The following is a 762-nucleotide window of genomic DNA, read 5'->3' on the forward strand; positions in this document are numbered from 1 at the left end:
GTGAATTCAGTTTTATTAGCTTGTACGAAAAAGCCAGTGATACCGCACATCTTATGAACCTTTTACTTCGATGAGTGGTGTATTCAATTCAGTGAGGGCATTAATCATTGAGGGCTCGGTTGCAGCACAGTCTTTTGCGTTGGTGATTGCGAGTTGCGCTTCAAAATAATTGGTTCCCGTCAGTATTGCGGGGATTTGCAATAGCTTCGCTTTTTTATATGAGAGCGCTGCTTGTTGACCCACCTGATAACGATATGCAAGACATACTCGATAACCTCGTAACTTATGTTTAAGTCCAACATACTGAAATTGTTGCGTATCTGCTGTAATGACGTTTCGAGATTCGACTAGCCAGTTCGATTGAGCAAATGGCGATGGCCAATAGGGTACAAGGTTCTCTTTGCTCTCTTCTTTCCAGTTGAGTACTCTATAAAGCTGGATGTTTTGCACGTAATTGTTTGCTTTCTTCTGCAGCAAGATTTTTGCGTTTGGAAGTTTTGGAATGTTTGTGTCCGGTTTTGCTGGTGTATAGCTTAATTGAGAGCCCGAAATAATAGTTGGTACTTTCATTGCGCTATTTAGAGCGAAGCTTAAAACAGGTGTTAGCATTAAAAGGGCGAATGTAAGCGCTATTTTTTTGATAGAAGGTGCTTGTTTACTAGGCTCCTTTTGCTCTGGGAATAGTTCAAACCGACGAGCGATAAAAAATAGAGGCGCTAACACTATACAGAAGATAATCCAGCCAAAGGTTTCATGATCAGC

General features: G+C 41.1%; 1 protein-coding gene. It reads right to left on the minus strand.

Annotated features, from left to right (window positions below):
* Nucleotides 1–51 precede the first annotated feature (51 nt).
* Nucleotides 52–762: hypothetical protein (locus tag A3762_RS22625; RefSeq protein WP_231878903.1), on the minus strand; the 711-nt coding region annotated here is incomplete at its 5' end.

The sequence above is a fragment of the Oleiphilus sp. HI0125 genome, from assembly GCF_001635355.1.